This window comes from Brachyspira sp. SAP_772 (assembly GCF_009755885.1).
Lineage (GTDB): Bacteria > Spirochaetota > Brachyspiria > Brachyspirales > Brachyspiraceae > Brachyspira.
In genome coordinates, this window is sequence record NZ_VYIX01000335.1 from 1 (window position 1) to 555 (window position 555).

Annotated in this window: 1 protein-coding gene; it reads left to right on the top strand. The window is 25.4% G+C overall.

What is annotated here, in order from left to right; all coding sequences use genetic code 11:
• Window positions 1-555: ankyrin repeat domain-containing protein (locus tag GQX97_RS14365; RefSeq protein ID WP_198391279.1), on the top strand; the 555-nt coding region annotated here is incomplete at both ends.

The window sequence follows — 555 nt, forward strand, 5'->3', positions numbered from 1 at the left end:
ATGGAATATCTGATGATGGAAAATCTGCTTTAATATATGCTATAGAAACTTCTAATAAAGATATTATAGAACTTTTAATTAAGTATAATGTTGATATTAATATGCCTGATGACGATGATATAACTCCTTTAATGTATGCTGCTAGTGTGGGAGATATTGAAATAGTAAAAAAACTTTTGGATAATAAAGCTAGTATTAAATTAGTAGATAATTTAGGCAGAAATGCACTTACTCATGCTGCTATGAGCGGTAATATAACAATTATTGAACTTTTATTAGATAATGGATTAACTTTAAAAAATAAAAAAGAAAATATTAGCCTTTTAATGTGGGCTGTAATATATGATAATTTGAAATCTGTTAAGTATTTAATACAAAAGGGAATGGATATAAAAGAAAAAGATAAAAACGGTTGGAATCCTTTTATGTTTGCCTGTGCAAAGGGATATATGGATATTATTGAATATACATTAAAAATATATCCTAATATATTGGCAGAAAAAAGTAAAAATAATGAGACAGCATTAATAATAGCTGCTGATAATGAAAAAATAG